This window comes from Leisingera sp. ABM4_101 (assembly GCF_056158725.1).
In genome coordinates, this window is sequence record NZ_JBSWTV010000002.1 from 2366998 (window position 1) to 2391481 (window position 24484).

Below are 24484 nucleotides of genomic sequence, written 5' to 3' on the forward strand. Positions count from 1 at the left end.
CCGCGGTCAGGATGGGGCATGGGCGGGCAGCGGTCAACAGCTTGCGGATGCGTCATTTTCTGCGGCCTCTTCGCGCACCTCGGACAGTGCCCGCACCGCCAGGGGCCGGGTCAGGCTGCGTTTTTCCGCCAGCGACAACTGGTCCAGCCGCCGCACGATCTGCGCCGCAGCCGCAAAGGAGCGGTCCATATGCGCCACCAGATAGGGAATCACATCCGGTTTCGGGGTGATCTGGCGGTCGTTGAACAGCTTGGCCAGCACCACTGCCAGCAATTGGTCGTCAGGCGGCTGCAATTCGGCATGGGTGGCGGCCTGCACCCGGCTTTGCAGGTCGGGCAGGCTGAGACCCCACAGGTTGGGGGCGCCCTGGCCGGTCATCACCAGCGAATGGCCGCCCGCCAGCACCAGGTTATGCAGGTGGAACAGGGCGTTCTGCCGGTCTGCGTCATCGGCGATCTGCGGCACGTCCTCGACCACGACCGGGCCTTGCGCCAGCTCCGGCACGGTGTCTTCGCTCAGGCTGGCGGCGGGGATGATGCGGGCGCCGGTCTGGCTGGCCCAGACATGCGCCAGGTGGGTCTTGCCCGCGCCCTTGGGGCCGGTCAGCACCAGTTTGCCGCTGGGCCAGGCGAACTGCGGGTCCAAGAGCGCCACCGCCATCGCGTTGGAGGGCGCGACAAAGAAATCCTCCCGCCCCAGCGCCGGTTTCGCCGGGAGATCAAAGCTCAGCTGCTGTGCCATATGCCTTATTCCGATCCCGCATCACGGTGTCCAAGCCCCTGGTACAGGCGGCTGTTCAGGTATTGCTCTGTCAGAAAGCGGGCAATCACACCCAGGGCCGCAGCCACCGGCACGGCGACCAGCATACCGACAAAGCCGAACAAGGCGCCAAAGACCGACAGGGCCAGCAGCAGCCACACCGGATGCAGCCCGACAGAGCCGCCCACCAGCTTGGGGGTCAGAAAATTGCCCTCTGCCACCTGGCCGATGGCGAAGATGATACCGACCAGTCCAATCGACACCCAGTCGCCCCAAAACTGGAACAGCGCCAGGCCAATGGCCAGCGCGCCGCCGATCAGGGCGCCGAGATAGGGGATAAAAGTGATGAGCCCCGCGATAAAGCCGACCGCCAGGCCAAAGTTCAGCCCCACCAGCATCAGCGCCACCGCGTAATAGGTGCCCAGGATCAGGCAGACCGTGCCCATGCCGCGGATGAAGGACGCCAGCACGGCGTCGATCTCGCCCGCGATGCGGCGGATCACCGGCTGGTGGTCGCGCGGCAGCAGCTCGTCGATGCGTTCGACCATCCGGTCCCAGTCCAAGAGCAGATAGACCGCCACCACCGGAACGATCACCAAGAGCACCACGATGTTCAGGAAAGACGCCGCACCGCCCAGCACCGATTGCAGCATGCCGACAGCCCGCGACTGCAATGTCTGCGCAAAGGAGGTCACTGCCTGGTGAATGCGGCTGTTTTCCTCAAAGACCGAGGGGAAATGCTCGATCGCAAAGGCGCGGGCATCGCGCACCAGCTGCGGCAGCACTTGTGCCAGGTCGATCATCTGCGCAATCAGCGTTGGCACCACCAGCACCAGCAGCAACAGGAAGATCAGCAGCGCCCCCACGGTTATGGTGGCGGTGGCGCCGGTGCGGCTCATGCCCCAGGCCTCCAGCCGGTCGGCGACCGGGTCGATCATATAGGCGATGGCGGCGCCGAGGATGAAGGGCATCAGCACATTGCCAAGCGCCCACATCACCACCGCAAAGACGATGGCGGCAATGCCCCAGTATTTCAGCTGTTTCTTCGCTGGTAGCGCCATGGTCCGCGTGCCGCCTCTGGTCCGTTTGCATCAGGATCTTGGCGCCAGTCTTTCCTGATGGGGCAGGGGCTTGCAAGGGGGCAGGGCAAATCCCCTGTGGGCAAGGCGGGGATAAGGCGGAAAAGGCCGGGGGCAACTGGGGGATAGCAACGGCCGGGCCGCAGGCCGGGCAGCGCCCGCCCTCACAGTGTGGGCGGGCGCTCCGCCCCTTCCAGGGCGGGGTGTTTCCCTAACTGTGGATCGTGCCCAGCTCCGGCGTGTCTTCGCCCGCGTCCTCATCCGGCCAGTTGGTGCGCCAGATCTCTGCCGACCAATGGCCGCAATGGACCGCGGGGCGCTCAAACCCCGGAACTGGCGGCAGCAGCGGCTCCACCACCACGTCATGGCGCGGCACCGCGAAATAGGGGAAGGAGTAGCGTTCCTTGCCGCTCTTGTTCACCACCCGGTGCGGGGTGGAGACCAGCCGCCCGCCGGACCACAGCTCCAGCATGTCGCCGATATTGACGACAAAGCCGCCGGGCGGGCAGTCCGGGGTGATCCAGCCGCCATCCCGGGTCTGCACCTCCAAGCCCCCCACCGGGTCCGGCGCGATGATGGTCAGCGCGTCGGTGTCCTTGTGCGGGTGGATGCCGAACCCTTCCTCCTCCGGCGCCTGCGGCGGGTAGTGCAGCAGGGTCATGTTGGTCAGGGGATCGCGGAACGGGTCTTGAAAGGCCGCCGGGTCCAGCCCCAGCCCCTCTGCCAGCGCCCCCAGCAACAGATGGAACACCCCGTCCAGTTCAGCCCAATAGCCCAGGATCACCTCTTGCGCCTGCGGCACCTCAACCGGCCATCGGTTGGGGCCATAAAGCGCGCAGGCGGCGCGGATGGGGGCGTCAACCGCCACCTCATGGTGCAGCTTGTAACCCTCGTATTTGTCCGCGGTGCCCGAGCCATCATTGGGCGTGAAGAATCCCATCGGGATAAACCCGCGGTAATTGTCCCGGGTAATCGCCTGATCCCATTTGGATTTCTCCTCCACAGCAAAGATCGCCCGCACCGCGCTGCGCACCGCCTCCACGGTCTCCGGCGCCACACCGGTGCCGGTGATCGACAGGAACCCGATGTCCTCGGCCGCGGCCAGAATGGCGCGGATGGTGTCCTGCCGCTGCGGGTGGTCCGCTGCGCGCAAGGGGGAGATGTCGATGGTGGGAATGCTTTGCATCAATGGATCCTCACGCCCTGGCGTTTCAGCTCTGCCTGCACGGCGGTGATGTCCACCGCGTCAAAGCCGCAGTCCGCCTTCACCGACAACGCCGCGGCAATGCCCGCGCCCTGGCCCGCAACCGCGCAGCACGCCATATTGCGGGTGGCGGCATGGGCAATCTTGTCGCCGCCGATCGCGCGGCCGGCGACCAGCAGCCCCTCCACCCCCTTGGGCAGCATCGAGCGGTAGGGGATCTGCATGTAGCGCCCGGTGGTGGGCAGGATCAGCACCCCGTAGCCGTCGATGAACTCAGGATAAATCCCGATGGTGTCCTCGAACCGTCCCTGATGCCGTGTCTCGTCTTCGGTGATGTTATGCACCGCGTCGATCTTGCGGGTGTCGCGGATGCCGATGGTCATGCCGAAGTTTCGCAGCCGCGCGCCCTCGCAGCCCGGCGTATAGGCGCGCAGGGCGTCAATCGCGTGCATCGCCTGCTTGCGCCCCTCGATCTCGCCCCGGGTCATGCTGTCGGGGTCGGTGCCGTCGATCCCGGCCAGATGCACCAGGTTCATATAAGTCATCTCGCCACTGTCATGCACCGCGCCCCAGGTGCCGCCGATGGTGTTCAGATGCGCCGGGATCACCCCGTCGCGGATCGCTTGCGAAAACGGCTTGGCCAGGAAGGGGGAGAACATTTCATCTTCCTTGCCGGAAGTCTCCACCTGCCATTCGCCGGTCGACCAATTGGCATAGGTCTGCGGATCGGCCTTCACGCCCTCCTTGAACTTCTGCTTGTCGACACCGGCAATATGAAACATGACTGAGGCCGCCTGCATTTCCTCTACCGGGGTTTTCACGCAAGGCGCCCCCATCATATGGGCAATATCGGCGTCGCCGGTGGCGTCGATCACCCGTTTCGCCAGCACCGCCTCGCGGCCTGCCTTGCTCTCGACAATCACGCCGGTGATGCGGCTGCCCTCGCGGATCGGCGCCACAAAGACCCGGTGCAGCATCGGGTGGATGCCGGCCTCCTCGACCAGTTTATCGGCCACCAGCTTAAATCCCTCGCTGTCCAGCTCATAAGACAGCGACTGGCTTTCCGGCACCGCAGCGCCCATCGCCTTGGCGCGCTCCTCGAACTCCCAGCCGATGCCATGGGCCTCCACCGTCTGCTCATGCCGGTACCAGGCAAAGCCCTCGACCCCCACGGTGGTGATATTGCCGCCAAAGCAGCCGAAGCGGTCCATAAGCGTGACCTCAGCACCCGCCCGCGCCGCCGCCAAAGCCGCCGCCAGCCCGCCGGGGCCGGAGCCCACCACCAGCACCTCGGTTTCATGAATGACCGGAATCTCCCGTGCCGGTTCTAGAATGGTCTTGGCCATGTCTCTCTCCCCTGTCCCTGCTCTCCCTTGTCCCAGAGAGCGGTGTTTCCGGTAACAGTTTCGAATCTTGAACAGCGGTTCAAGTTCTTTTGCGACGCGCTGTCGCAAATGCGGCACCGGGCGGGCAGGCGGAGGTGGTCCGATTGCGCCGGATGCAAGGGCGAAAACCCGCGCCTGGCCGGGCAAATTAGGTGATTTCCAAAATTAATGCGACACTTGGCGGATAGTTAACGAGTGAGAGGGGAGGCGTCATGCCTGAGACAAAGAAAATGCTCGATCCCGACCCAAGGGTTTGGGACTTCGAGACGGAGTATGAGCTGGGACAGGACAACATCCGGCCCTTCGGCCTGGATATCCATAACCCGGTGTTCCTGATTTCCAGTATCCTGATCGCCGCTTTCGTGCTGATCGCGCTCGCCAATCAAGAGGCGGCAGCGGCCTTCTTTGGCTGGCTCAGGCCATGGCTGACCAGCACCTTCGATTGGTTCCTGGTCTTGTCGGTGGATGCCATCACCCTGTTCTGCCTGGCGCTGATCATCCTGCCGGTTGGGTCGGTGCGGATCGGCGGCCAGGATGCCAAGCCGGATTATTCCTACGCGGGCTGGATCGCGATGATGTTCGCGGCCGGCATCGGCATCGGCCTGTTGTTCTTCGGCGTGCTTGAGCCGGTCTACTACAACTTCTCCGAAGGCGGCGCGGCGCGGCCCTTGAATATCGACGCCACGCAGCCGGGCAATGAATATATCGGCATTGTCGGCACCATCCACCATTGGGGGCTGGAGGGCTGGGCGGTCTACGCCGCTGTTGGCCTGTCGCTGGCGATCTTCTGCTACAACCTTGATCTGCCTTTGACCCTGCGTTCGGCGTTTTATCCGATCCTGGGTGAGCGGGTCTGGGGCTGGTGGGGCCATGCCATCGACACGCTGGCGGTCTTTGCGACGCTGTTCGGGCTGACCACCTCGCTAGGCCTCGGCGCGCAGCAGGTTGCGGCCGGGCTTTATGAGGTCTTTGGCATTGAACCCAGCCCAACGGTTGTTGTGCTCTTGATCATCGGCATCACCGCGATTGCGCTGGGCTCGGTGCTGATGGGCATGGACGCCGGTGTCAAACGGCTGTCGGAGATCAACATGGTGATGGCGGTTTGCCTGTTCATCTTTGTGATCCTGGTCACCGGCATCGGCACCGCAATTGCGCGTTATTTCAGCGTGATGGTGGACTATGTTCAACTGCTTCCGGCGCTCTCCAACCCGTTCGGGCGCGAGGATACCAGCTACTTCCACGGCTGGACCACCTTCTATTGGGCCTGGTGGATTGCCTGGTCGCCCTTTGTCGGCATGTTCATCGCCCGCATCTCCAAGGGCCGCACGGTGCGCGAGTTCGTGCTCTGCGCGCTGATCGCCCCGACCGCAGTCTGCGCGCTGTGGATGTCGACCTTTGGCGGTGGCGCCATCGACATGCTGAACGCAGGCGGCGCCGAGGGCGTCAAGGCAACCGTGATCGACAGCTACAAGCCCGAGGGTGCGCTGTTCGGCTTCCTGAAAGAGCTGCCGCTCTATTCGATCGTCGCACCCATCTCGCTGGTGCTGATCGTGATCTTCTTCGTGACATCATCCGACTCCGGTTCGCTGGTGATCGACACGATCACCGCAGGCGGCAAGATGGACGCCCCGGTGATCCAGCGGGTGTTCTGGTGCACGCTGGAGGGGCTGGTGGCAATTGCACTGCTGCTCGGCGGCGGATTGTCAGCGCTGCAGGGGGCTGCGGTCTCCACCGGCATCCCCTTCACGCTGGTGGTGCTGATCATGTGCTACTGCCTGTGGCTGGCGCTGCGCGCTGAGCGGGCGAAGATGTGATCTGAGAGAACAGCGGGCGGTGCTGCCGCCCGCTGAAACGCTCTTTTGCAGAGCGGCCACAACACGAGGCCCGGGCCTGACCTTGGGAGGGCGCGAATGCGCCTTCCCGGGGGGAAGGTCAGGCGCGGGCCGTGCCGCTGCGCGCCACGTCCCAAGGGTGCAGCCTGGCACCGTTGCCACCCAGGGCACCGCAGTTGGATCCTCCTCTTGCCCGCCCCCCCATCACCCACTAAACCGGGCGGGAACTCGAATCCACATCACCGATGGAGCCAAGATGCGCCTGTCCCGCTATTTTCTGCCGGTTCTGAAAGAGAACCCCTCGGAAGCCCAGATCGTCAGCCACCGGCTGATGCTGCGCGCCGGGATGATCAAGCAATCCGCTGCCGGGATCTATTCCTGGCTGCCCTTGGGCTTCAAGGTGCTGAAGAAGATCGAAAGCATCGTGCATGACGAGCAGATCCGCGCAGGCCACATCCCGATGCAGATGCCAACCATGCAGTCCGCCGACCTGTGGCGCGAGTTGGGCCGCTATGAGGCCTATGGCCAGGAGATGCTGCGGGTGAAGGACCGGCATGACCGCGACATGCTGTTCACCCCGACCGCCGAAGAGCTGATCACCGACATCTTCCGCGCCCATGTCAGCAGCTACAAGGATCTGCCGCTGACCATGTACCAGATCCAGTGGAAATTCCGCGACGAGATCCGCCCGCGGTTCGGCGTGATGCGCGGCCGCGAATTCTATATGAAGGACGGCTACAACTTCGACCTCACCAAGGAAGACGCGCTGCACGCCTACAACCGCCACCTGGTCAGCTACCTGCGCACTTACGAACGCATGGGGCTTCAGGCGATCCCGATGCGCGCCGACAGCGGCCCCATCGGCGGCGATGACACCCATGAATTCCTGGTGCTGGCCGACACCGGTGAGTCCGAGGTCTTCTATGACAGCGCTGTCACCGATCTGACCTTCGGCGACCGCGACATCGACTATGACAGCGTCGAGCAGTGCCAGAGCGTGCTGGAGGAGTTCACCTCCAAATACGCTCGCACCGACGAGACCCACGACGAGGCGCTGTTCAACCAGATCCCCGAGGAGCGCCGCCGGGTGGCGCGCGGCATCGAGGTCGGCCAGATCTTCTATTTCGGCACCAAGTACTCCGACGCCATGGGCGCCACCGTGCAGGGCCCGGATGGCAAGAACGTGCCTGTCCACATGGGCTCCCACGGCATTGGCGTCTCGCGCCTCTTGGGTGCGATCATCGAGGCCAGCCACGACGACAAGGGCATCATCTGGCCCGAGGGCGTGACCCCGTTCCACTGCGGTATCGTCAACCTCAAGCAGGGCGACGACGAGGCAGACGCGGCCTGCAACCAGCTCTACGCAGCGCTGACCGCCGCCGGTCTGGACCCGCTCTATGATGACCGCAACGAACGCGCGGGCGGCAAGTTCGCCACCATGGACCTGATCGGTCTGCCCTGGCGTATCACCGTCGGTCCGCGCGGCCTGAAGAACGGCGTGGTGGAACTCACCTCCCGCCGCACCGGCGAAAGCGAGGAGCTGTCCCCGGAAGAGGCGGTCAAAAAGGTCGTGGAGGTTTACAAGGCGCACCCCACCGGCCGTGGCTTCTGATCCAGCCTGTCCGTTTGAATAAAACAGCCCCGCCGGCGAAAGCTGGCGGGTTTTCTTTTGCCTGGGGCAAGGGAAGCTGACATAGGCCCGCCGCGCTGCTAGCCTTGCCGCAATCCAGGGCGGGGGCGCAGGCATGTCGAATTTCAGCGGTATCACGGCGGACAGCGGGCTGACCCATGTGCTGTCCTCCTTTCCGCAGAACTCGGAACAGCTTCTGCACCTGCTGGACCGCATCATGTGCAGCAGCGGCACGCTGACGCGGGGGGAGCGCGAGGCAATTGCCGCGCATGTCTCAGGCCTGAACGGCGTGGCCTATTGCGTCCATTTCCACAGCCTGTTCTCAGAGGTGCTCTGCGGCCCGGTTGCGGCAACTCAGGAGCGTATCCGGCCCTTGCTGGACTATGCCGGTGCATTGCACACAGGGGAGGCCAGGGGCATTGCCCAGGCCTTCGATGCTGCCACAACAGCGGGCTGGAGCGAGGCCGCGCTTTATGAGGCGGTGGAGGTCTGCGGCGTGTTCAGTTTCATCAACACAATCGTCAGGGCGGCCGGGCTTGCAGCACCGGAGCAGCCGCCGGACCCGCGGCCCGCGGCGGCGGAGCTGGAAGGCTCCTATGCTGCAATGGCGAAGGCCGTGCGCGGAAAGTAACGCCGCGCGGGGCGGGCCCGGCACGCAGCTGTGCGCAGCGGCTGATTTCCCTTGCCCGAACCTGCCGCCCGCCGCAGGGTGCCGGAAACGGGAGGATACGGCATGAAACAGATCCTGGCATTTGGCGACAGCCTGACCTGGGGCAGCGACCCGCATAGCGGCGGGCGGCATCCCTATGGCGACCGCTGGCCGGTGGCGCTGGGCGGCGGCCTGGCAGAGGCGGTGGTCTTTGCGGAAGGCTTGCGCGGGCGCACCACGGTACATGCGCGACACTCGGCCTGCGTGGAGATGCGCGGCGATGCGGTGCTGCCGGTGCTGCTGCACAGCCACGCGCCGCTGGATCTGGTGGTGATCATGCTGGGCACCAATGACATTTACGAAGGGCATCCCAGCTATCTGATCCGCGACGGGCTGGAACGGCTGGTGGAGATCATCCGCCACCATCCCTGGCGGCTGCCGCAGCCGGTTGGGCCGCAGGTGATGCTGGTCTCGCCGCCGCCGATGAGCCTGTGCGATGATCCCGACATCACGACGGAGATGGTGGCCCAGTCCGAGGCACTGGCCGGAGTGATAGAGCCGCTGGAAGACCGTCTGGGCTGCGGGTTTTTCGATGCGGCGCAGGTGGCGCGGGCCTCGGCAGCGGATGGCTATCACCTGGAGGCTGCGGATTTACGGGCGCTGGGCGAGGCGCTGCGGGCGCCGGTTGCTGTGCAGCTCGGCGTTTGATCCCGGACGCCCAAGAGTTTTCTGAAAACTCTTGGCAAATCTTTTCGCAAAAGATTTGCCCCCGCCGCCGGCGGGGCAGGGGCCGCAGAGCGGATCAGAGGATATCGAAGTTCGCAGCGCTCAGCTCGTCGAAATCCACGCCGCGCAGCACCAGCGCATCGCCGTCTCCGAAGTTCAGCACGGTGTTTTCGCCGCGGCTGCGCGCGAAGCCTTCGAGGTCGTCAAAGCTTTCGACGCCCTCGACATCCAGCCGGATCAGGTCGTCATCCGCGTTAAAGCGCAGGATGCGGTCGCGGCCGTCGCCCTCTTCGAAGACAAAGATGTCATCGCCGCGCCCGCCCTTCAGCACGTCGCGGCCGGCGCCGCCGTCCAGCGTGTCATTGCCGCGCCCGCCGATCAGCACATCACGGCCGTTGCCGCCGTCCAGCTCATCCCAGCCGCCGCGGCCCAGCAGGATATCGCGGCCGCCGCCGCCGCTGACCAGGTCATCCACCGCGGAGCCGCGGAAGAAGTCAAACCCGTCGGTGCCCTCGGTCTCCAGGTATTCGTTGATATGGATCTCTGCGATCTGCGCGCCGTCGCGGGTGAAATCCGCAGCCTCCGGGTCAATGAAAGCGCCGGCCGCATTGGTGCCGCCCAGGATGTTGCCTTCGCCCTCGGGCAGGAAACCCTCGTGCAGGGTGACCACACCGTTCTCGTCCACGCCGGTGTCGGGCGCTGTCTGATTGAGGAAGGCGGCGTCTTCTTCGGTGTTCTCCTCGGTGCCGGCATCCAGCACGTCGCTGCCTTCAAAGATGATGTCCTGGGCGCCGAGGAAATTGCCTTCCACGTCGAACAGCTGCACTGCCTGGCCGGTGCCGACAAAGGCGTCGTTGGAGGGCAGCAGCATCGCCGCCAGCGAGATATAGCCGTTGGAGGCACCATCGACGCTGATCTCTGCCACGCCGGTCTCTCCGGTGGCCAGCGGCCCGCCCGCGCCCAGCACCGCGCCGGTCAGGGCGTCGCTGTCCAGGGCTTCGACCTCAGCATTGATCGGGGCAAAGTTGCCATCTTCGGCCAGCGCTTCCAGCCCGGCGGATGCGGCTTCGTTCCGGTTATAAAGGTCAAAGCTGCCGTCATGGGCGGCAAACCAGAACGGGGTCAGAAAAGTGCCGCCCTGAGCAGAGGTATTGGTGGCAACAATGCGGATATCGGTCATCGGGGTGTCCTCAATTTGAAATGACGTGAGGGCACCCTGGGGTGGAAATTTGCCTTCGCCTAGCCACGCGGCGTTCACGGCGGCTCAAGTGGGTGCGAGGTCACGGTGAGGTCACGTGAAGGTTATTAGGGTTAACGGCAGACGGCAAAGGCCGCCTGGAAACTGCCAGTCCGCGGGGCGCGCCGCGGGACCGGAATTTTGCAAAATTCCGGCCAATTTTCTTGCAAGAAAATTGTCTCCGGCGGCCGCGGCAGCGGATCCGGAGGCCAGCGGGGGCTCCGGCGGCGCCCGGGCCTGGCGGCGGAAAACGGGCTGCCGCCGCTGCCGCATCTTGACCCCGGGCGCGCATCGGCACAGGTTGCGGGCAAATTTCCCGGGCAGGACCCTTTTATGGCCACGACACCACCGCCGTTTTCCCGTTTCGAATGGATCATCGCCTGGCGCTACCTGCGCGCCCGCAAGGCCGAGGGCGGGGTCAGCGTGATGACCTGGATCAGCCTGATCGGCATCACACTGGCAGTCTTTGCGCTGATTGCGACGCTGGCGGTGCGCTCGGGCTTCCGTTCAGAGTTTGTCGGCACCATCCTGGGCGCCAATGCCCATGTCACCGTCTATTCCTATGGCGAGGTGACCCAGGCCGGGGTGCTGGACCGCGCGCTGAAGGATTACGAGGCGCTGGCGGAGACCGTTGCCGCAGTTCCCGGCGTCACCCGCGCGGCACCCTTGGTCAAGGGGCAGGTGATGGCGAACCTGCGCCAGCGCAATGCAGGTGTTGAGGTGTTTGGCATCTCCGCCGCGGATATCCAGGGCATTCCCGGCGTTGCACAGAGCGAAGAGGCGATCGGCGACCTGGCGCGGTTTGAGGAGGGCATCGCCATCGGCTCCGGTGTGGCGCGGGAGCTGGGGGTCACGGTGGGCGACAAGATCAAGCTGATCTCGCCCAACGGGGTCAAGACCGCCTTTGGCACCAGTCCGCGGGTCAACGCCTATGAGGTGGTCTATATCTTCACCGCGGGCCGCTGGGACATCGACCGCACCCGGGTCTATCTGCCCTTTGCCGAGGCCCAGAGCTTTTTCAACCGCGAGGGCGCGGCGGATGAGATCGAGGTGATGGTGGAGGACCCGGAGAATGTCGAGGCGGTCTCCCTGGCAATCCTGCAGACGGTTGGCAGCACGGCGGGCGTCTGGACCTGGCGCGATGCCTCCGGCGGGTTCCTGCGGGCCTTGGAGGTCGAGGACAACGTGATGTTCATCATCCTGTCGATCCTGGTGCTGATCGCGGCGATGAACATCGTCTCGGGCCTGATCATGCTGGTCAAGAACAAGGGCCGCGACATCGGCATCCTGCGCACCATCGGCCTGAGTGAAGGCTCGGTCATGCGGGTGTTCTTCATCTGCGGCGCCTTCACCGGTGTTCTTGGCACAATCTGCGGCGTGGTGCTGGGCTGCCTGTTTGCGCTTTATATTGATCCGATCTTCTCCTTTGTGAATTACATCATGGGCGGCGGCGTCTGGGACCCTTCGATCCGCGGCATCTATGCGCTGCCTGCGGAGCTGCGGCTGGCGGATGTGGTCTCGGCCACGGCGCTGTCGCTGGGGCTGTCGTTCTTCGTGACCATTTTCCCGGCCCGCCGCGCGGCGCGCCTCAACCCGGTGGAGGCGCTGCGCTATGAGTGAGATCACGCTGGAGCTGAAGGGGATCAGCAAATCTTACCTGACCGGCACGCCGGGGCAGGTGGACGTGCTGCGCGGTGCCGACCTGAGCCTGCAGGCAGGCGAAGTGGTGGCGCTGGTGGCGCCCTCGGGCGCGGGCAAATCAACGCTGCTGCACATTGCGGGGCTCTTGGACACGCCGGACGCGGGTGAGGTGCGGGTGGCCGGTGAGGATGTGACCCGCAAGGGCGACCGCCGCCGCACCCGGGTGCGCCGTCAGGAGGTGGGCTTTGTCTATCAGTTCCACCACCTGCTGCCGGAGTTTTCGGCGCTGGAGAACATCGTGCTGCCGCAGCTGGCCAACGGGGCCGCGCAGAAATCCGCGGTGGCGCGGGCGGCGCAGCTCTTGGGCACCGTCGGTCTGGCGGGCCGCGCCGATCACCGCCCGGCGGCGCTGTCGGGCGGCGAGCAGCAGCGGGTCGCCTTCTGCCGGGCGCTGGCTAATGCGCCGCGGGTTCTCTTGGCGGATGAGCCGACCGGGAACCTCGATCCCGGCACCTCTGACCAGGTGTTTGCGGCGCTGATGGAGCTGGTGCGCGGCACCGGGCTTTCGGCGCTCATTGCCACCCACAACCTGGAACTGGCAGCGCGGATGGACCGGCAGGTGAAGCTGCAGGACGGGCTGCTGGTGCCGGTTTAGGCGGGGCAGTTGTCGTGAAAGGAGTGTGTTTTGGCCCGGATAGAAATTGAGGTGGAGCAGGCAGCCCTAGATTTTCTAAATGGTTTGCCCGCGGACCGTTTCTCAAAAGGCGGGTATACGAAGTCTGGCCTACTTGGGAAATTTCATGCCAAACTGTCCAAGGGCCGCGCCAAAGCAAAGGGTGAGTTCAGCCCTGAGGAGCTGGATTTCCTACTGGATACACTCAGCGATGAGCTCGTTGCGGAGGGCATTGGCAGCGATGGCGAACTCAATGGGTTAGGGTACGTTATCGAAGGGATCATCGACCAATTATTGCATTGCAAGAATTGAACCAAGATATCTGATTTACTTCAGCCCGGAACAAGGCGCGCAGCGCCGCCGGGCGAGCGCCTGCCTCTCGCGCATTGCAGTGCAATGCGCGAGAGGCCGCCCCATCGGGCTGGCGCTTTTGCAGGTGCAGTGAACCTTAGATAGCTTGTACGGACGTTGCAGGGATAAAGTGCCACTCAACAGTGTTGCAGCGCCACCCCGCGGGCAGGCGCTTGCCTGCCAATTGACCTGCGCGAACCACCCGGTCCACTCTATCCCTCGTATGGTTCCAGTGACGGCGGGTTCAGATGCAGAAGACGGTTTCGGTCCTGAAGGATCTGGTGGTCCTGTTGCGCGATGCTTCGGTGATTGCGCTGTTCGCGGTCTTTCTGCTGTTTCCGCAGAAGCTGAACGGCATTCTGGTCAGCGCCGGGTTTGAGGAGGGCAGCTTTGCCGGCTTCAAGTGGAAGTCGAAGCTGGTCGAATACGACGCCACCGTGGCGGAACTGCAGACCGCGCTGGCGGAGGCGCAGAAGGTGAATGCCCGGCTGACCCAGGCGCTGCAGGGGGCGGAGGGCGGCACGGGCGAGTTGCAGCGCGCCGCAGAACTGGTGCAGCAGGACGCAGCCTCGGCGCTGGAGGCAGCCAGCAAGACGGTGGCGGGCAATCAGCAGCTGGTCGAACAGGCCCGCGCCCAGCTGCAGGAGGAGGCCATCCGTTATTGCTACCAGGAGGACAGCGGCAAGAAGGGGGCGCAGGCCTATCTGGCGGCCTGCCACACAACGCCGGAGCGTTGCGAGCGCGCCAGGGAGAACCCGGCCACAAGGTCCTCGCTCTGCGTGGCGCTGGATATGAATACCGCGCCCTGGCAGCCCAGCCCGGGCGGTTTCTGGGGGTCGCTGTTCCAATACAGTGCCGCGCCCTTGCCGGCGCCCTTCCCGCAGGTGGACTAGGCAGCAGAGAAGGCAGGGTGGCGGAACCTTGCCGCCCGGGCAGCTGTGGCTTTGGCGCTTGGGCCGCTGTTTGCTATCAGCTGTTCAAAGTGCCCGGGGCGGGCTAGGCTGTCCGGGGATGCGCAGAAAGGGCTGAGACGTGGTGAATTCGGTAATCGAGAAAGATGTGACGGTAGAAGGCAACATCACCTCCAGCAAGGGCAGCGTCGAGGTACGGGGCCGGGTGGTCGGTGATCTATCGGCGCTGGCGGTGACGGTTCTGGAAGGCGGCACCGTGGATGGGGCGCTGAGCGCGAAATCGGTCACAGTGGAAGGCGCCTACAGTGGCAAGATCCAATGCGAGGACCTGCGGCTGGCGGCCAGCTCGCAAGTGCAGGCGGATGTGTCGGCGCAGACCATGTCGACTGAGAATGGCGCCCAGCTGCAAGGCAACATCAAGGTCAGCGGCAAGAGCAACGGGGCGTAGGCGCGGATCCCGCAGCCCGCAAAACAGGAGGAAGAAATCATGCGCGAGCTTGCGGTTCTGTCCTTCCTGACCCTGGATGGCGTGATGCAGGGGCCGATGCACGCGGAGGAAGACAGGTCCGGCGGATTTGCGCAGGGCGGATGGGCTGCGCCCTATCTCGGCGGCGTCATGCCGCAAGTGTTTGATGAGTGGATGCAGGGGCCGGTGTCCTTCCTGTTCGGACGCAAGACCTATGAGGCCTTTGCCGCGCATTGGCCTGCCATTTCCGGAGACCCGATGGCGGACTTGCTGAACGGGTCCGAGAAATTCGTGGCCAGCCGCACCTTGAGGGACGCCGGCTGGCAGAATTCCCGCGTGCTCAAGGGTGAGGCGGCGGCTGAGGTGCTACGGCTCAAGACACAGGAGGGGCCAAGGCTGCAGGTGCATGGCAGCGGCGGGCTGATTGCGGCCCTGCTGGAGCATGGGCTGGTGGACGAATTGCGCCTGGCCATCTTTCCCGAGGTTCTGGGCGCCGGGCGGCGGCTGTTCGGCGCGGGCACTTTGCAATCAGCGTGGACGCTGAAACAGGCCACGGCAACTGGCAACGGTGTCCAAATGAACCTGTACCGAAGGGCGTCAGTTCCAAGGGCTTAGCAAAATGGTGCCCAGGTTCCGGCATATCCGGACCGCCCGTTTCTGCCGCCGCTGCAATGCGGTGCCGCGCTTCCGGCCCTGAGGCTGGCCTTGCTCTGCTTTGCCGGCTATTGGCAGCTCATGACTGACATTTTGCCGCCGTGCCCCGAATGCGCTTCTGCCTATACCTATCAGGTGGATGCTTTGCTGATCTGCCCCGAATGCGCCCATGAGTGGGCCGTGGCAGAGGCCGCGGATGGCACACTGGAGGTGCGCGACAGCGTTGGCAATCTGCTGCAGGACGGCGACACGGTGACGGTGATCAAGGACCTGAAGCTCAAGGGCACGTCCTCGGTGATCAAGGTCGGCACCAAGGTGCGCGGCATCCGGCTGGTTGATGGCGATCACGACATTGACTGCAAGGTGCCGGGCGTCGGGCAGATCGGGCTGAAGTCGCAGTTCGTGAAGAAAGTTTCCGGCTAAGCGCTCATGCCATCTGGGTGATCCAGACCCCCAGCGCCATCACCGAGATCCCGGCGGCGCGGGTGAGGGTCAGGGGGCTGATCTGGGCGCCGAACAGGCCGAAATGGTCAATTGCGGCAGCGGAGATCAACTGGCCGATCAGCACGAAAAACACTGCGTTGCCGACGCCGAAATGCGGTGCCACATGGGTGATCGACAAGACGTAGAAGGCGACCAGAACGCCGGCCAGGAACAGGTGCTTGGGCGCGGCTGGGATTTTCACCAGCGCCTGCGGGCCTGCGATCAGAGCATAAAGGATGGTAGCAATCAGCGCGATCAGGAACAGCACCACGGCGGCAGAGGCCGGGGAGCCGATCAGCTTGCCCAGGGCGGCATTCAGCGCCGCCAGAACCGGAATGCCGAGCCCTGCGGCCAGCATGATGAGGGCGTAATGTGTCATGGCGTGCTCCCGCGTCTGTGCCTGGCTGGTTTTCGCCCATGGCAGCGGCTGGCGGCAAGCCCTACGTTGCGGCGCGGCGGCGGCGGGGTCACTGAAAAGTGTCTGGCCCGGCGTCTTGGCGCGGTGCTAGGCAGCCGGGGAGCCGTCATTTCTTCTTGAGCCGGAATGGTATTGCCGCAGCTGACCCGTCTGATCGCCATGGCCGCCGCAGGCTGCGTGCTGGGCTTGGCGGCGCCTGCCTGGGCCGGGGACGGGCTGCGGGTTGTGCGGGACTGCGCGCTTTGCCCGGAGCTGGTGGAGCTGCCTGGCGGGGTCTTTACCATGGGGTCGCCCGCGCTGGAGCCAGGACGGGGCGAAGATGAAGGGCCGCAGCATCAGGTGCGCATCAAGGCTGGACTGGCGGCAGGCCGGTTCGAGGTGACCTTTGACGACTGGCAGGCCTGCGCGGATGCGGGCGGCTGCGGGTATGTGCCAGGCGATGCCGGCTGGGGCCGGGGGCGCAACCCGGTCATTCATGTGAGCTGGGAGGACACCCGGGCCTATCTGGATTGGCTGACAGAGGTTACTGGCCACCGCTACCGCCTGCCAACCGAGGCGGAATGGGAATTCTTTGCCCGGGCAGGAACCGAAACCGCCTTTCACACCGGGGCAGCGCTGCCGGAGGGGGCGGCCAATGTCGATACCCGCAGCGCCGGCGACTTGCAGGCGCTGATGAGCGTGAAGGCGGTGGCGGCCGGGCAATACCCGCCCAATGGCTTTGGCCTGTACGATATCCACGGCAATGTGTCGGAATGGGTGCAGGATTGCTATGACGCCGGGGCCTATGCGTCTTTTGCCGCCTATCCGCAGGCGGTGCCCGGTGGGCCGGATTGCCGCCGCGTGGCGCGGGGCGGAACCTCGCATTACAGCGCGGCCTACGGGCGGTCGGCGAACCGCAGTTCCTTTGCGCCGCAGACCAGGTCGCTGGACATCGGCTTTCGCGTGGTCCGCAGCCTGCAGTAGGGCGCCGAGCCGGAATCCGGCGCGAATTCCGGCCATGAAAAATTGATTTTTCATGGCCGTTTTCATTGGATGAAAACGGCGGCGCGTCAGTCGCAGATGCCGGACAGCTCCGCCTCTTTCCACGGCAGGTAGACATCGCTTTCGCGGCTTTGCGGCAGCGGGCTGACGGGCATGGCGGCGGCCAGCATCCGGTGCAGGCGTTTGGTCCGCGGCGCCTGCGGGGCGAGGGCGCGGCAGCAGACGTATTCCTCGATGATGGCGCCCTGCTGTTCGAATCCGTAGGTGGCGAAATCGGGCTCTCCTTCGAGGTCAAAGAGATAGGGATCGCGGCTTTGCCCGTGTTCGGCGGCGGCGCGCAGCGGGTGGTAGCCGGTGCGCTTGCGGTTCTGCCATTGCCAGACATGGGTGGCCTCATGGGCCAGCAGCATCGCCTCGACCAGGTGCAGCTTGTCCGGATACTCCGGCAGGTAATTGTCCGCATACCAGGCGCGGACAAAGAAGATCCGGTTGAACAGGGCCACCGCAGCGGGAGAGGAGGTGACCACCTCCTCCTTGACCGGCGGCAGGATGCGTTCGCGGCAGGTGACGCGGGGGCGGGGCATGCGGCGGAAGGTGATGGCAGCGACCGGCGCGCCCTTGACGATGCGCACGCGGCTGGCATCCAGGCTTGAGCCGTGCAGCCCAGCCAGATAGGCGCGCTCGGTTTGCGTCAGCGGGCGGCCGCAGGCGCTGAGGATCAGCAGGGCGAGGAGCAGGCCGCGGATCATCCGGTCAGCAGCTCATCGCCAGCACGCGGCTGATTTCGGTGAGGGAGCGGCCCGATTGATCCATCCAGGTATTGAAGGCGGCCTGCACCGCCTTCATCGCGGTCTTGGAGGTTGCGGGTTTGTCGATCACGCCTTCAGCAATGAGGCGGGCGGTGACGTCCTGTGACAGGATGAAACTGTCGCGGCCGGCAAAGCGCATGGCGTATTGGCCGGTCATGCCGCCGAGGCGGGCGCCGCGTTTCTTGAGCATGTCCAGCAGTCCGATGTAATCGCTGGAGGGCCAGCCGCCGAGCACCTGGCCCGCGCCGCCCTCATCGCGCAGCTCCATCAGAAAGGCGGCGTTGGCGCGCACAGTGGCGAGCTTGGCGCCATTGCGGACCACGCGGGTGTCGCTGAGGATCTGGTCGAATTCGTCCTCGCTCATGAAGGCGCAGGCGCCGGGGTCGAATCCGTGGAAGACCTGTTCGAATCCGTCCCATTTGGCCTCGATCACTTTCCAGTTGAAACCGGCCTGGAAGATGCATTTGGTCATGGTGGCGAGCCAGCGGTCTTCGGGCAGATCCGTCACTTTCGGGCCGGGTTTGCTGAGCTTTTCCTCCAGCGCGGCGGGGCCGCCGTGGCGAGCGGCGGAAATGGCGTGGATCTCGTCAAAGCTGCGCATGGGCGACCTCTGGTGGCGGCCGGATCAGGTTAGCGGCGGGCGCGCAGCTCGACAATGGATTTGCCAAGCCGGAAGGGGGCGGCGAAGCTGACGAGGCAGAGCGCGATGATCTGCAGCACCAGGATATGGGCGTTGTCCTGCAGGAATTCCCATTCCTCCTTCAGGGTGGCGACATGGCCGATCAGGTCGTCATAGGCGCGGGCGATGATCAGGTAATCGCCGGCAATGGCAGGCACTTTGCGGCGGAGGTTGGCGACCGCTTCCTGGGCCGGGGCATCGAGGGAGGTGAACACCAGAAAGGCCTCGGGGTCGAAGGCGCTGGCCTGGGCCTGCATCTCCTGCATTTCGTCCCTGTCATCCTTGCTGCCGCCGAACAGGAAGCTGAGGCCGCGCAGGGGGGCGACTTCATCCGTCACGGCGATGAACAGGGGCAGTTCGGCGTTGCCCGCGGTGGAGGCGGAGAGGAATTCGACCTTTTCGCAAAGCACCGCGATGTCGGCGTCATAGGCGGGGTCGCAAAAGCGCAGGCGGAAGCGGGCGGCGTCGCGGTCGAAGGCTGCCGTGGCTGCATAGGCGATGTCGATCTGGCGTTCGAGCTTAGAGCTGTCGGCGGCGTAGATGCCGGAGATCACTGCCACCAGCGCGCCGAAGCCGCCCAGCACCACCCAGACCAGATCGGCCAGCTTCCAGGCCCGGTGGCCCGCCGGTTTGCGGAACAGGAAGGCGGTGCCGAGGAGGCCCGCACAGAAGAACAGCAGAAGCAGGGGCAGCTGATTGTCTGCGATGAAGGCCATGCCTGTCTCTCGTTGTTGTGATTGGCTGGCCTAACCATAGGAAGGGAAAGCGGTTTCAGGCAACAGCCCTCACGAAGCTGTCACCGGCGCGCAGGTATTGCCGGGCGGGGGCTGTCCCTGTCCGGTGGCTGGTTGTCCGGGGCCGGGTGGCCGTTATCTGCAAGGCCGTGTTGTGACGACCGGGGTTGAGGTGGCGGCGCCGCCAAGGACCCGAAGGGGCCAGAGGCGGAGGGCCGGGCAGGGGTGTGCTACGCCCCCGTGTCCGCTCGAAAGCTCTCATCTGCGGAAAACCCCTGCACCCTATGAAGGAGGTGGTCTTGGGGGTTCCCGTATCTCCTGGTGGTGCGGGATGTCAGTCCGCACCGGTTTGCCGCGACACCTGGGATCCTGACAGATCCGGGTTAAGGGCGCGCAAGCGGTGCGTGCGCTGAACGGGCAGGGTGCGCAACGGCTGCACGGGTCTTGTGCAACGGGGGGCATGGGGGAAAGACCGCGATGGGGAGGAACCAAAAAAGCCCTCAAGCCGTTCAGGCTCAAGGGCTTTTTATGGCTCCGGCGGTAGGGATCGAACCTACGACCAATTGATTAACAGTCAACTGCTCTACCGCTGAGCTACGCCGGAATGTGAGGCGTCGTATAGAATTTCCAACTTGTGCCGTCCAGAGGAAAATTTGCATTTCCTGCGATTTTTTTGCCGCCGCCGGCAGAGCCTAGGCGGGGGGCGGTTTGGCCAGCGACTGGCGGGTTACGATATGGGTGCTGATGCAGATGGAGCGGCCTGGCGAGCTGCCTTCAACCATGGCCACAAGCTCACGCGCGGCCTTGCGGCCCATTTCGCGGTGGGGCACGTGCACGGTGGTCAGGGCCGGGCTGACGATTCCAGCCAGTTCGATGTCGTCAAAGCCGGTGACGGAGACCTGCCCGGGCACTGATATGCCAAGCCGCTGCGCCTCGCGCAGGGCGCCTGCGGCCAGAACATCATTGCCGCACATCACAACCGTCGGGCGCGGGGTCAGGCGCATGAGGCGGCCAAAGGCTTCGGCGCCCTTGTCGATCTCATAGGGGGTTTCGATCAAGGTGAGCGCGCTGCTGTCAAGCCCGCAATCGTGCAGCGCCTGCCGCACTCCGGCAACGCGGGCCTGGGCGCGGTCGTTGCCCTCTGCCAGGCCGGAGATCATGGCGATGCGGCGGTGGCCTGCCGCCAGGACGGTTTGCGCCAGCTGGTGCATGGCGCCTGCGTTGCTGAAACCGACGGAGGGGCGCTGTGCCTCTGGCGTATAAGACCAGGCCACCAGCGCGGGAACCTGGTGGCGGTCCAGGTAGCCGTAGATCTGTTCGTCGCGGGCGTGGCCGATCAGCAGCAGCCCGTCGGCGCCGCGGGCCACGAGGGTGCGGATCTGCTCGCGTTCAGCTTCGGGGTCGTAGGCGGAGCTGGACACCAGCAGGGTATAGCCATCCTCGCGCAGCTGGTCCTGAAACGCCTGCAGGCCGCGGGCAAAGATGGCGTTGTCCATGGTGGGGATGATGGCGCCGATGGTGAAACTGCGTTTGGCGGCCATCACCCGGGCCGCGAAATTCGGGGTGTAGCCCAGTGATTCGACCGCCTCCAACACCCGCTGGCGGGTCGTCTCGATCACCCGGTCCGGTGAATTCAGGCAGCGCGACACCGTCGCCGTGGAAACGCCCGCCGCCTTGGCAACATCGTTAAGTGTCGGAGCTGTACGGGTTTTTCCCATGCGGTGCCTGCCTGTGATTTACCCACCGTCATAGCATAAAAAACCGGGTTTGCCATCCGGCCATGTAAGCGCTTGCATTGTTGATGTAAGCGCTTACAAATGGGGTTGGGATAACAATCAGGGATTTTCCGATGTTTCTCTGGGCTGCTGCTGCCGTCTTTGCCGTGTTCTTTGCCAATGTCGCCTTGGGCGCGTTTGGCGGCGGCGGCGTCCTGGGGGATGTCGGAGAGATGCTGGTTCTGTTTGCCGCCTCGGTCCTGTTCGTGGCGGCGATTCTGAAGCGCGAGGCTGACCATAAGAACAACAACGGCAGCTGACGGATCTTAAGGGAGGAAGACTATGACGAATGGCAAGGATGGGCTCAAATCTGCTGAGCGCCGGAATTTTCTGAAACTGGCCTCGGCCGGCTCTTTCACCGCGGCGCTGGTGGCCGGTGCGGGCGGGGTGCTGTGGTCGTCCGAGGCGGCTGCGCAGACCGCCAAGGAAGAGAAGGAGCGCGAGCGCGCGGCGGAGCATATCATGACGGTTGCCACGGCTTACGTGCTGGGCGCATCGCGCAGCTATCCGATCATGCAGCTGGATCTGAAGGAGAACATCCAGAACGCCACCAATGGCAAGATCTATGTCAAGCTGGCTCCGGGCGGGCAGCTGGGTGCGGGCGGCGCATTGGTGCAGAAGGTGCAGGGCGGCACCATTCAGGCGGCGCAGCATTCGCTGTCGAATTTTGCCCCCTTCGCCTCCACCGTCGACCTGATCAACATGCCCTATCTCTGCGGTTCCAATCAGCGGTTCACCAATCTGGTGAACTCGGATTTCTGGAAAACCGAAGTCCATCCCAAGGTGGAGGCCAACGGGTTCAAGGCGCTGTTCTATGTGAATATCGACCCCCGTGTGGTGGCGGTGCGCAAGGGCGGCAATGCGGTGATGTCGCCGGGCGATATGGCGGGTGTGAAATTCCGGGTGCCGGGATCGAAGATGCTGCAGCAGTATTACCGCATGGTCGGTGCCAACCCGACGCCGGTGGCCTGGGGCGAGACGCCGTCGGCCATCAAGCAGGGGGTGGCGGATGCGCTCGATCCGTCGGTCGGGGCGCTTTATGTCTTTGGCTTCAAGGATATCCTCAGTCATGTGACATTCACCCAAGCGGTGCCGGACAGCCAAGTTTATTCCTGCAATTTGGAATGGTTCAATTCATTGCCTGCCGATGTGCAGGACGGTGTGATGTGGGGGTCGGAAATGACCGCGCATCAGAACCTGTCCAAAGTGCCCTCGGCCCGGGCCTACGCGATGGCAGAACTGGCCAAGGCCGGTGTCGCGTTCCATGCCCTTAGCGATGATCAGCTGGGCGAGTGGAAAGAGGCCGGCGGCTATCAGCGCAGCGAATGGGATGCCTTCAAGACTGAGCTGGCAGGGTCGATGGACAATTTTGCCAAGCTGGAGGAGGCAGCGGGCACGCAGGGCAAATACTTCGTCCACGACGCCTGAGCCGCAGAGGGCTGGGGCGCCGCCGGACGGCGCCCGCCCTTCTTTTTGACAGCCGCCTTCGCAACAGCCCGCCGGGCTGGCCGCGGGGGTGTGCCTGAACCCCGGGAATGGCAATGCATATCCTGAGAACCATAGACAAGAATGCAGAGCGCTGGCTGCTTCTGGTGTTCTACGTGATGCTGGTCATCACCATGGCAATCGAGGTGATCCGGCGCGAGCTGTTTGCCTTCTCCTCGATCTGGGGTGAGGAGATCGTCCGCTATTCCTTTATCTACCTGGCCTGGATCGGCGCCGCAGCAGCGGTCAAGGAACGCGCGCATATCCGCATTGATGTGCTGATGCATTACCTCGGGCCACGCCCCAAGGCACTGCTTTATATCTTTGGCGATCTGGTGATGTTCATTGTCGCCCTGGTGGCGCTTTACTGGTCGTTCGAGACGGTTCTGGTCTCGGCCAAGTTCGGATCGGTTAGCCATGGGCTGCGGGTGTCGATGGTCTGGTTCCTGATGGCGGTGCCCGCGGGATTCGCCCTGATGATTTGGCGCCTGCTGCAATCCTTCCTGCGCGACTGGCGCAGCCTTCGCGACGGCACGCCCGTCTTTGAAGGCGACAAGCTGTTTGATTGAGGGGCCTTGGCCGATGCTGTGGAATTCACTCAATCAAACGGTCGAGCTGGGCTGGGATTTCTATCTGCCGGTGATCCTGTTTGTGGCGCTGATTGCGCTGGCGGTGCCGGTCTGGGCCGCTATCGGTGCGGCGGCGATCACCATGCTGGTGATGTCGGGCGACCTGCCGCTCAGCGCCATCGGCGAGAGCCTGTTCACCGGTATAGATGCCTTTGCGCTGACCGCGGTGCCCTTGTTCATCCTGACCGGCGACGTGCTGGTGCGGACTGGGCTCAGCAAGAAGTTCCTGGATGTGGCCGAGGCGCTGACCTGCTGGACGCGGGGCGGTTTCGGCTCTGCCACGGTGCTGGTCTGCGGGATGTTCGCGGCGATTTCCGGCTCTGACGCCGCCGGCGCTGCTGCCGTCGGGCGGATGACTATCGCGCGGCTGGTCGAAAGCGGCTATCCCCGCCCATACGCCTGCGCGCTGGTGGCAGCGGGCGCCTGCACCGGCATCCTGATCCCGCCCTCCATCGCCTATATCATCATCGGCCTGGTGCTGGGGATTTCCGCCTCCACGCTGTTTCTGGCGGCGCTGATCCCGGGGCTGGCCATCCTGGTGTCGATCCTGATCACCAATATCATCATGAACCGGCTTTATACCTATGAGACCGGCGGCAATATGGGGCTAGGCGAGTGGCTGGGCAACCTGGGCCACGCGCTGAAATCCGGCTGGTATGCCTTCATCGTGCCGGGCATCATCTTCTATGGCATCTTCTCCGGCCGGCTGACCCCGACCAAGGCCGGCGCCACCGCGGTTGTCGTCACCATCGGGATGGGCTTCCTGCTCGGTACGCTACGGCTTTCGGACTTCCCGGCGATGCTGGTCAGCTCAGCCAAGGTGAACGGGGTGATCCTGCCGATCATCGCCTTCTCCGCCCCGCTGGCCGAGGCGCTGGCCATCATGGGCGTGCCGCAGGGGTTTGTGACCGCGGTGACTGGGCTGACCGATGATCCGGCGATGCTGATCCTTCTGATGATCTGCATCCTGATCGCGGCGGGCTGCGTGATGGAGACGACACCGAACATCGTGATCCTGGCGCCGATCCTGAAGCCCTTGGCGGACAACATCGGCATGAACGAAATCCAGTTCTGCATTATGATGATCACCGCACTGGGGGTTGGCTTCATCACCCCGCCGCTGGGCCTCAACCTGTTTGTCGTCTCCGGAATCACCGGCGAGTCCATTCTCAAGATCGCCGCCCGCGCCGTGCCCTTTGTTCTGACCATGCTGATCGTGGTGCTGATGATCGCCTACATCCCGCCGATCTCAACCACGCTGCTTCCTGATATCTACAAGTAGGACCCCCTGAAA

General features: G+C 64.4%; 26 protein-coding genes and 1 tRNA gene. 16 read left to right on the top strand and 11 right to left on the bottom strand.

Going from position 1 to position 24484, the window contains the following annotated elements; genetic code table 11:
• Positions 1-33 precede the first annotated feature (33 nt).
• The 4 genes from ACXAEK_RS12645 to ACXAEK_RS12660 all read right to left on the bottom strand — a co-directional run bounded on the left by ACXAEK_RS12645 (position 34) and on the right by ACXAEK_RS12660 (position 4388).
• Positions 34-741, bottom strand: coding sequence for an HdaA/DnaA family protein (locus ACXAEK_RS12645; protein ID WP_475042371.1), 708 nt, complete (start codon positions 739-741; stop codon positions 34-36).
• Between the two features lie 5 nt (positions 742-746).
• A complete protein-coding gene (locus ACXAEK_RS12650; RefSeq protein WP_475042372.1) occupies positions 747-1820 on the bottom strand; it encodes an AI-2E family transporter in 1074 nt (357 codons plus the stop codon).
• Between the two features lie 229 nt (positions 1821-2049).
• Positions 2050-3024 (bottom strand): isopenicillin N synthase family dioxygenase, encoded by a 975-nt coding sequence (locus tag ACXAEK_RS12655; protein WP_475042373.1) that lies wholly within the window; start codon positions 3022-3024, stop codon positions 2050-2052.
• Positions 3024-4388: an FAD-dependent oxidoreductase gene (locus ACXAEK_RS12660; protein ID WP_475042375.1), complete on the bottom strand. Its 1365-nt coding sequence runs from the start codon at positions 4386-4388 to the stop codon at positions 3024-3026. Before ACXAEK_RS12660 ends, ACXAEK_RS12655 begins: the two co-directional genes overlap by 1 nt.
• A 251-nt stretch (positions 4389-4639) precedes the next feature.
• Between ACXAEK_RS12660 and ACXAEK_RS12665 the strand changes: the two genes are divergently transcribed.
• The 4 genes from ACXAEK_RS12665 to ACXAEK_RS12680 all read left to right on the top strand — a co-directional run bounded on the left by ACXAEK_RS12665 (position 4640) and on the right by ACXAEK_RS12680 (position 9246).
• Complete coding sequence (locus ACXAEK_RS12665; protein ID WP_475042377.1) at positions 4640-6241, top strand: BCCT family transporter; 1602 nt, start codon at positions 4640-4642, stop codon at positions 6239-6241.
• A 274-nt stretch (positions 6242-6515) separates the two neighbouring features.
• Positions 6516-7871 carry a proline--tRNA ligase gene (gene proS, locus ACXAEK_RS12670; RefSeq protein WP_475042379.1) on the top strand — a complete coding sequence of 452 codons (1356 nt, stop codon included), beginning with the start codon at positions 6516-6518 and terminating at the stop codon, positions 7869-7871.
• A gap of 133 nt (positions 7872-8004) precedes the next feature.
• Positions 8005-8520, top strand: coding sequence for a carboxymuconolactone decarboxylase family protein (locus ACXAEK_RS12675; RefSeq protein ID WP_475042381.1), 516 nt, complete (start codon positions 8005-8007; stop codon positions 8518-8520).
• 102 nt (positions 8521-8622) lie between these two features.
• A complete protein-coding gene (locus tag ACXAEK_RS12680; protein WP_475042383.1) occupies positions 8623-9246 on the top strand; it encodes a GDSL-type esterase/lipase family protein in 624 nt (207 codons plus the stop codon).
• 94 nt (positions 9247-9340) lie between these two features.
• Here ACXAEK_RS12680 and ACXAEK_RS12685 read toward each other — a convergent pair whose 3' ends face one another.
• Complete coding sequence (locus ACXAEK_RS12685) at positions 9341-10444, bottom strand: spondin domain-containing protein (protein WP_475042385.1); 1104 nt, start codon at positions 10442-10444, stop codon at positions 9341-9343.
• 390 nt (positions 10445-10834) lie between these two features.
• On the opposite strand from ACXAEK_RS12685, the gene ACXAEK_RS12690 reads away from it, so the two are divergent.
• From ACXAEK_RS12690 to ACXAEK_RS12720, 7 genes are all read left to right on the top strand, one after another.
• Positions 10835-12121 carry a lipoprotein-releasing ABC transporter permease subunit gene (locus ACXAEK_RS12690; RefSeq protein WP_475042387.1) on the top strand — a complete coding sequence of 429 codons (1287 nt, stop codon included), beginning with the start codon at positions 10835-10837 and terminating at the stop codon, positions 12119-12121.
• Positions 12114-12797, top strand: a complete 684-nt coding sequence (locus ACXAEK_RS12695) for an ABC transporter ATP-binding protein (protein ID WP_475042389.1) — start codon at positions 12114-12116, stop codon at positions 12795-12797. Before ACXAEK_RS12690 ends, ACXAEK_RS12695 begins: the two co-directional genes overlap by 8 nt.
• A gap of 30 nt (positions 12798-12827) precedes the next feature.
• Positions 12828-13127, top strand: a complete 300-nt coding sequence (locus ACXAEK_RS12700; RefSeq protein ID WP_475042391.1) for a hypothetical protein — start codon at positions 12828-12830, stop codon at positions 13125-13127.
• Between the two features lie 287 nt (positions 13128-13414).
• Positions 13415-14059, top strand: a complete 645-nt coding sequence (locus ACXAEK_RS12705; RefSeq protein WP_475042392.1) for a hypothetical protein — start codon at positions 13415-13417, stop codon at positions 14057-14059.
• Between the two features lie 139 nt (positions 14060-14198).
• Positions 14199-14525, top strand: coding sequence for a bactofilin family protein (locus ACXAEK_RS12710; RefSeq protein ID WP_475042394.1), 327 nt, complete (start codon positions 14199-14201; stop codon positions 14523-14525).
• 39 nt (positions 14526-14564) lie between these two features.
• A complete protein-coding gene (locus tag ACXAEK_RS12715) occupies positions 14565-15158 on the top strand; it encodes a dihydrofolate reductase family protein (RefSeq protein WP_475042395.1) in 594 nt (197 codons plus the stop codon).
• Between the two features lie 120 nt (positions 15159-15278).
• Entirely contained in the window at positions 15279-15620 is a 342-nt protein-coding gene (locus tag ACXAEK_RS12720; RefSeq protein WP_475042396.1) for a zinc ribbon domain-containing protein YjdM, read from the top strand.
• 4 nt (positions 15621-15624) lie between these two features.
• Here the strand turns inward: ACXAEK_RS12720 and ACXAEK_RS12725 are convergent, their stop codons facing one another.
• A complete protein-coding gene (locus ACXAEK_RS12725) occupies positions 15625-16059 on the bottom strand; it encodes a DMT family transporter (RefSeq protein WP_475042398.1) in 435 nt (144 codons plus the stop codon).
• 165 nt (positions 16060-16224) lie between these two features.
• On the opposite strand from ACXAEK_RS12725, the gene ACXAEK_RS12730 reads away from it, so the two are divergent.
• Positions 16225-17061 carry a formylglycine-generating enzyme family protein gene (locus tag ACXAEK_RS12730; RefSeq protein WP_475042400.1) on the top strand — a complete coding sequence of 279 codons (837 nt, stop codon included), beginning with the start codon at positions 16225-16227 and terminating at the stop codon, positions 17059-17061.
• A gap of 86 nt (positions 17062-17147) precedes the next feature.
• On the opposite strand, the gene ACXAEK_RS12735 is transcribed toward ACXAEK_RS12730, so the two are convergent.
• From ACXAEK_RS12735 to ACXAEK_RS12755, 5 genes are all read right to left on the bottom strand, one after another.
• Positions 17148-17828 carry a hypothetical protein gene (locus ACXAEK_RS12735; protein ID WP_475042401.1) on the bottom strand — a complete coding sequence of 227 codons (681 nt, stop codon included), beginning with the start codon at positions 17826-17828 and terminating at the stop codon, positions 17148-17150.
• Between the two features lie 4 nt (positions 17829-17832).
• On the bottom strand, positions 17833-18489 hold the full coding sequence (locus tag ACXAEK_RS12740; protein ID WP_475042403.1) for a DNA-3-methyladenine glycosylase I: 657 nt from the start codon (positions 18487-18489) through the stop codon (positions 17833-17835).
• A gap of 29 nt (positions 18490-18518) precedes the next feature.
• The gene (locus tag ACXAEK_RS12745; protein ID WP_475042404.1) at positions 18519-19283 is read right to left on the bottom strand and encodes a hypothetical protein; all 765 of its coding nucleotides are present in this window, start codon (positions 19281-19283) and stop codon (positions 18519-18521) included.
• 547 nt (positions 19284-19830) lie between these two features.
• Positions 19831-19905, bottom strand: a tRNA-Asn gene (locus ACXAEK_RS12750).
• Positions 19906-19993: 88 nt separating this feature from the next.
• Complete coding sequence (locus ACXAEK_RS12755; protein ID WP_475042406.1) at positions 19994-21019, bottom strand: LacI family DNA-binding transcriptional regulator; 1026 nt, start codon at positions 21017-21019, stop codon at positions 19994-19996.
• Between the two features lie 131 nt (positions 21020-21150).
• On the opposite strand from ACXAEK_RS12755, the gene ACXAEK_RS12760 reads away from it, so the two are divergent.
• The 4 genes from ACXAEK_RS12760 (at position 21151) to ACXAEK_RS12775 (ending at position 24472) form a co-directional block, all read left to right on the top strand.
• Entirely contained in the window at positions 21151-21336 is a 186-nt protein-coding gene (locus tag ACXAEK_RS12760) for a hypothetical protein (protein WP_475042407.1), read from the top strand.
• Between the two features lie 22 nt (positions 21337-21358).
• Positions 21359-22504, top strand: a complete 1146-nt coding sequence (locus tag ACXAEK_RS12765; protein ID WP_475042409.1) for a TRAP transporter substrate-binding protein — start codon at positions 21359-21361, stop codon at positions 22502-22504.
• A gap of 113 nt (positions 22505-22617) precedes the next feature.
• Positions 22618-23130, top strand: a complete 513-nt coding sequence (locus ACXAEK_RS12770) for a TRAP transporter small permease (RefSeq protein ID WP_475042410.1) — start codon at positions 22618-22620, stop codon at positions 23128-23130.
• A gap of 13 nt (positions 23131-23143) precedes the next feature.
• Positions 23144-24472: a TRAP transporter large permease gene (locus tag ACXAEK_RS12775; RefSeq protein WP_475042411.1), complete on the top strand. Its 1329-nt coding sequence runs from the start codon at positions 23144-23146 to the stop codon at positions 24470-24472.
• The last annotated feature ends 12 nt before the right edge of the window (positions 24473-24484 follow it).